The 6,083-nt window shown below is 62.9% G+C and carries 7 protein-coding genes; 1 reads left to right on the forward strand and 6 read right to left on the reverse strand.

The genetic code is table 11. The features are described 5' to 3' along the window. Positions 1-79: 79 nt before the first annotated feature. Positions 80-874 carry a tetratricopeptide repeat protein gene (locus NP534_RS04735; RefSeq protein WP_274097937.1) on the reverse strand — a complete coding sequence of 265 codons (795 nt, stop codon included), beginning with the start codon at positions 872-874 and terminating at the stop codon, positions 80-82. Between the two features lie 206 nt (positions 875-1,080). Here NP534_RS04735 and NP534_RS04740 point away from each other — a divergent pair, with 206 nt between their 5' ends. Continuing rightward, the gene (locus tag NP534_RS04740; RefSeq protein ID WP_033703321.1) at positions 1,081-1,641 is read left to right on the forward strand and encodes a WYL domain-containing protein; all 561 of its coding nucleotides are present in this window, start codon (positions 1,081-1,083) and stop codon (positions 1,639-1,641) included. Between the two features lie 75 nt (positions 1,642-1,716). On the opposite strand, the gene NP534_RS04745 is transcribed toward NP534_RS04740, so the two are convergent. The 5 genes from NP534_RS04745 to NP534_RS04765 form a co-directional block, all read right to left on the reverse strand. Beyond that, positions 1,717-2,580: an ABC transporter permease gene (locus NP534_RS04745; RefSeq protein ID WP_274097938.1), complete on the reverse strand. Its 864-nt coding sequence runs from the start codon at positions 2,578-2,580 to the stop codon at positions 1,717-1,719. Between the two features lie 14 nt (positions 2,581-2,594). Beyond that, positions 2,595-3,458 carry an ABC transporter ATP-binding protein gene (locus tag NP534_RS04750; protein WP_274097939.1) on the reverse strand — a complete coding sequence of 288 codons (864 nt, stop codon included), beginning with the start codon at positions 3,456-3,458 and terminating at the stop codon, positions 2,595-2,597. 6 nt (positions 3,459-3,464) lie between these two features. After that, entirely contained in the window at positions 3,465-4,484 is a 1,020-nt protein-coding gene (locus NP534_RS04755; RefSeq protein WP_274097940.1) for an ABC transporter substrate-binding protein, read from the reverse strand. Between the two features lie 18 nt (positions 4,485-4,502). Further along, positions 4,503-5,402, reverse strand: a complete 900-nt coding sequence (locus tag NP534_RS04760) for a TauD/TfdA dioxygenase family protein (protein WP_274097941.1) — start codon at positions 5,400-5,402, stop codon at positions 4,503-4,505. Positions 5,403-5,604: 202 nt separating this feature from the next. Then, positions 5,605-5,946: a hypothetical protein gene (locus tag NP534_RS04765; protein WP_033703347.1), complete on the reverse strand. Its 342-nt coding sequence runs from the start codon at positions 5,944-5,946 to the stop codon at positions 5,605-5,607. Positions 5,947-6,083 lie beyond the last annotated feature (137 nt).

The raw sequence follows: 6,083 nt of genomic DNA on the forward strand, positions 1-6,083 counted from the left end.
GTTGTTCATGTAATGCCCTTTCGCGGCGCAAGGCCGCCCCCACAAGGGGCTGCGCTTTGCCGCGAATATGAGGCAACGGTCAGGGCTGCACCTGGTCTTCCAGCTTCATCGTCAGCGCCAGCGTGCTGCCCATCTGCACTGCCCGGTCGCGCCATTCCAGGTACCGCGTGCCGTCGCGGCTGCTGAAATGCACCGCCAGCTCCTCGGCCGCCTGCATCACCCCCGCCGCAGCCGCCAGTTCCAGCCAATACAACGCGCCTTTGATATCGGCTTCGACGTACAGGCCATGCATCAGCCGATAACCGACTTCAAACCGGCATCGCGCTTCGCCCCGCTGGGCGCCGCGCTGAAACCACTGGTAGGCCTCTACCAGGTCGACCTGCCAGTCAAGGTCGCCATCGCACACTTCCTCTTCATACAAGTCACCGAGCGCAGCGGCAGCATGCAACATGCCGCGGTCGAACGCCTGCCGATAACACTCGGCCGCCTGCACGTACGACGCCTCGATGCCTTTGCCGAAATAGTGCTGCTGGCCCAGGTTGAACCAGGCCGCGGCGTTGCCCTGCAAGGCCGCCATGCGCAGCAGGTGGCCGGCCAGCACCGTGTCGGCACGCCAGTACTTGCCATTGAGCCAGATCCAGCCGAGGTCATTGAGCGCCGCTACGCTGCCTTGCAACGCCTGGCGGCGCAGGTCGGCATACACCACCTGCAAATCGCTGGCCTCATCCAGGCGGCTGACCAACAGCGACCGCTGGCTGGGCAACCCGACCCCGGCAAACAACCGATGACGCCTCGCCGCAGGGGCTGGTGGGGCGATGACCCGCTCTGGCAGAAGACGGGCGAGCAGCGAATGGATATTGCTGGCAGCAGACATGTTCATCCTCATTGAACGACACACAACCCCAACCTCAGCTGTGATGAGGCGTGATTCTGCGTGACGTCACGACAAAACCTGTCGCGAACGATTCGGCACGAGGCAACCAAATGCGACTTCCTTGATCTGAGCAGGCTGTGGCCAATTGCCATGCCCCGCTCGTGCCGCCATCCTATTGCGGCAAGCCTAGACAAGGACGTTATCTTTTGCCGTTCGCCACCACTCGCGCCACCCTCAGCCGTCAGTGGGCGCTGCTGCGCCAGCTGCCCAGCCGCTCCCCAGGCATCACCAGCGCCGAGCTGGTCTGGCGCCTGCGTGATGTGGGCTTCAATGTCAGCAAACGCACGGTTGAGCGCGACCTCAACGAGTTGTCGCTGATTTTTCCGCTGGAGCGCAATGACAAGAGCATACCGTTCGGCTGGCACTGGTCGTCGACTGCCGTGGGCGAGCTGCGCGGCAATTTCGACCTATTGACCTACCTGCGCGGTGACGCGCTGCAGCCGGCCCAGGGCGAAGGGGTGGAGCTGGTGGCGCGGATCAGTGACACATTGGCGCGGCAGCTGCGCGAGACGCCGCTAAGCACCGACATGCAGCTGACGGCGCAGGAGCATGGGCATCGGGTGCGTGCCACGGTGAGCGATGGCTGGCCGTTGCGCTGGTGGCTGCTGAGCCAGGGGGATGGGGTAGTGGTGGAGCAACCCGAAGGGCTGCGCGAAGAGATTGGCAAGATGCTGAGCAATGCGGCTGCCCAGTACCAGAACCCATAACCTGTACCGGCCTCTGCGTGCCGGTTCGGCACCCCGATAACCCCGCCCCCACAGCAGCCGGTGCAGGCTTGCCTGCTAGCGCTGCATGCCCCAACGCCGCACCGTCAGCCGCTCCAGGGTATTGAACACCAACCCTTCGACCAGCAAACCGATCAGGATCACCACGGCCAGCCCGGCGAACACCTTGTCGGTGTACAGCTCGTTGCGGTTCTGGAAGATGTACCAACCCAGGCCGCCCTTGCCACTGCTGGCGCCAAACACCAGCTCGGCGGCAATCAGGGTACGCCAGGCAAACGCCCAGCCGATCTTCAACCCCGACAGAATCGACGGCAAGGCCGCCGGTACCAGGATATGCAACACCAGGCGCAGGCCCTTCAGGCCATAGTTGCGGCCGGCCATGCGCAGGGTTTCGGACACCCCGAGAAAGCCCGCGTAGGTGTTCAGCGCCAGTGCCCACAGCACCGAGTGCACCAGCACGAAGATCAGGCTGTTGTCGCCCAGGCCGAACCACAGCAGCGCCAGCGGCAGCAAGGCGATCGCTGGCAGGGGGTTGAACATCGAGGTCAAGGTGCCCAGCAGGTCACGACCGAGCTGGGTCGACACCGCCAGGCTGGTCAACCCAAAGGCCAGCGCGATGCCCAGCACGTACCCCTTGAGCAAGATCACCAGCGACACGCCGACCTTGGCCGGCAGTTCACCGCTGATCAGGCCATCCCATAACGCAGCGGACGTTTGCAGAAAGCTCGGCAGCAGCAGGTCGTTGCCTTGATAGCGGGCTGCGGCCTCCCAAAGCGCGGCGATCACCACCAGGATGACCGCCTTGCGCAGCCAGCCGTGCTGCCACAAACGCTGGGCCAATGGCAGTTGGCGTTCCAGAGGCACACTGAGCAGCGGCTCCAGCTGCACCTCGTATTCCTGACGTACAGGGGTAGTGGTCATGGCTGAAGCTCCTGTCAGTGGGCGATACGGATATCGTTGAAGCCGAGTTCGTCGGCTTGCTCGGGCGTTTGTGCCTCATCGAACAGCAGCCGATGAATGCGGCGGGCACTGGCCTGGAAATCCGCTGCGCCCAGGCTGCCAAGATCGTACTGATGGCTGTGCACCTCGGCCCGTACCCGCCCCGGGTGCGGCGACAGCAGCAAGATGCGGTTGCCGACCACCAGCGCCTCTTCGATGGAGTGGGTGACGAACAGCAAGGTGAAACGCACCTCTTCCCACAGCAGCAGCAGCTCTTCCTGCATCTTGCGCCGGGTCAGCGCGTCGAGCGCGGCGAACGGTTCGTCCATCAGCAGAATCTTCGGCTGGGTGGCCAAGGCCCGGGCAATCGCCACGCGCGCCTTCATGCCGCCAGACAGGGTATGGGGATAGGCATCGGCAAACGCCGCCAGGCCGACCTTGTCCAGGTAATGCAGCGCCCGTTCCTCGGCCTCGGCGCGCTTGAGCTGGCCAGAGACCAGCAGCGGGAACATGACGTTCTGCTTTACCGTCTTCCAGGGCGGTAGCTGGTCGAACTCCTGAAACACCACGATACGGTCCGGCCCTGGGCCTTTGACGGGCTGGCCCTGCAGCAGGATCTGCCCTTCCTGGGGGTTGATGAACCCGGCCACGGCCTTGAGCAAGGTGGACTTGCCGCAGCCCGAAGGCCCCAGCAAGACGAAACGGTCGGCACGGTCAACTTCGAAGCTGACCTGGTGAGTGGCCCGCACCACGCGCTGCGCGGTGCGGTATTCGAGGCTGAGTTTATCCACCTTGAGCAAGGGTGGCGTGGCGACACGGCTCAGGTTGCTGGCCGCGTGGCCTGGCAATGGGGCGGTCATGATCGATCAGCTCCCCTGCAGCGGGCGTTCATCCTGGAAGAAGTAATCCTTCCACGACTCAGGCTTGTGCTTGATGGCGCCGACCCGATAAAGGAAGTCTGCCAGCTTGTAGGTGTTCTTCGGCGTGACGGTGAACTCGTACTGCGGGTTGTCGATCAGCTTGATCAGCGCGTCGCGGTCGATCTTGGCCTTGGTCACGCGGATGTAGGTATCGGCAGCAGCAGCCTTGTCCTTCTGCGCAAAGTCCGCAGCCTCGGCCAGGGCGTCGACGAAGGCCTTGTAGGTCTTGGGGTTGTCGTTGCGGAATTTTTCGGTGGCGAACAGCAGGGTCGGCGAGTTGGGGCCGAGCAGGTCGTAGCTGTTGAGCACGACGTGCACGTCCTTGTTGGCCAACGCCTGGTCCTGGAACGGCGGGTTGGAGAAGTGCCCGTTAAGCTCGGTGCCACCGGCGATCAACGCGGCCGTGGCATCGGGGTGCGGTACGGCCAGGGTGTACTTGTCGAGGCGGTTGTAGTCCTTGTCGCCCCACTGCTGGGCTGCGGCGTATTGAAGGAAGCGCGACTGCACGGAGACGCCTACCGCCGGCACGGCGATGCGGTCTTTCTCGGAGATGTCGGCGATGGTCTTCACGTTGGGGTTGCTGCTGACCAGGTAATACGGGAAGTTGCCCAGCGAGGCGACGGCCTTGACGTTCTGCCGGCCCTTGGTACGGTCCCAGACGGTCAGCAGTGGGCCAACGCCGGCGCCGGCGATGTCCACCGAGCCAGACAGCAGCGCATCGTTGATGGCTGCACCGCCAGAAAGCTGGGCCCAATCGACTTTGATGTCGATGCCCTGCTCCTTGCCGTGCTTCTCGATCAGGTGCTGGTCACGCACCACGTTCAGCAGCAGGTAGACGATGCCGAACTGTTCGGCGATGCGGATCTCGCCTTCGGCCTGGGCCACGGCAGGTGCCGCCAGGCTGCCGACGACCAGGCTCGCGCCCAGGCCGATGCTTGCCGCCAGGCGGCTGATGGATTTGCGCATGATGTGTTTCCTCAGTCGTCAGAACGGGGCATCGCCCTGGATGGTGGTGCGGTACAGCTTGCGCCGCAGGTGCGCGGGGCAGCCGGTGGCGAGGTGGATCAGCGAGCGGTTGTCCCAGAACACCAGGTCGTGGGGCTGCCACTGATGGCGGTAGATGTTCTGTTCGAGCACGCTCAGGGCATACAGCTGTTGCAGCACGTCGTGGCTTTCATCCGCTGGCAGGCCGACGATGCGGGTGGTGAAGCCTTCACTGACGAACAGCGCCTTGCGGCCGTTTTCCGGGTGGGTACGCACCACCGGGTGGATGACTTCCTGCACCTGGGCCAACTGCTCGGCGCTCAGGGTCGGGCGCCAGTTGCCCTCGAACTTGGTTTCGGAATAACGGGCCGTGTAGGAATGAGCGGCCGCGCGGCCCTCGATCACGCTGCGCAGGGCTTCGGGTACGGCGTCCCAGGCCTTGTGCATGTCGGCGAACAGGGTATCGCCGCCCTCGCTCGGCAGTTCCTGGGCATGCAGCATCGAACCGAGGCTGGGGAGCGTCTTGTACGACAGGTCCGAATGCCAGAACTTGCCAGCATCACCCAGGCCAATGTTGTGGCCGTCTTCGACGATGTTGGAAACGATCAGGATCTCGGGGTGCCCGGCCAGCAGAAACTGTTTGAGCACATGGATCTGCAGCTCGCCGAAGCGGCGGCTGAAGCTGATTTGCTGTTCAGGGGTGATGCGCTGGTCGCGGAACACCAGTACATGGTGATCGAGGTGGGCGCGATGAATGCGGGTGAAATCCTCGGCGTTGACGGGCTTGCCAAGGTCAAGGCCAATGATCTCGGCCCCGACGGCACCGGAGAACGGGCGGATTTCAAAGTGTTGCGGCTGGGCGCTGTCGATGGACGACAAGGCGTTCGAGGCGGCGGACATGGTTCACTCCCACGCAGTGCGCGACGTCAAAGTACGCGCAACGATCAGAAACGCACGGGGATTTCCCGTGTGGGTTCAAGTCGTGCGGCGCATCGATTGGTCGACGGGTACGCAGTGGGATCGACTATAAAGTCATAAGAAGGATATTTTAAATACCTTTATTGAATAACCATATCACTGAGGAACGGGGGCTGATCCAGTATCAGATCAACCCGCCCTGCTCTTCTTCATCGATCAGGTTGTTCAAGCTGCCGAGCGCCTTGCGCGCCTTGGAACGATTGAGCAACTTGGCCTGTGCCCCGGCAGGCAGGTCGGTGATGCTGAAGACGCCCTTGGCGGTCAGCACATCGATCAAGTCCTCGAGCACGCGGATCATGTCCAGGTCGCTTTGCTTGAGCTGCTTGAGGCTGTTTTCCACTTCGTCATCGCCGAACCATTCCTGGATTTCGGCATTGTCGGCGGGGAGTATCTCGCTGAACCCTTCGTATGAAGCGGCTTCTACCCGCAGCAACTGGCCGGTGGCGTCGCGTTGCACGTAGAACATGGCGGTGTCCCTCGTCACGTTGATTCCTTGTTGGTAGACAGCAGCATAGGCAAAGATTTCCGGGCGCGCAGGCCCGGCGCACGAGTATGCGCTGTCACGGGAAGGCAGGAATTTTGTTTTGATTGAACGTTCAATCA

It is taken from the genome of Pseudomonas sp. 39004 (genome assembly GCF_028682155.1).
Lineage (GTDB): Bacteria > Pseudomonadota > Gammaproteobacteria > Pseudomonadales > Pseudomonadaceae > Aquipseudomonas > Aquipseudomonas capeferrum.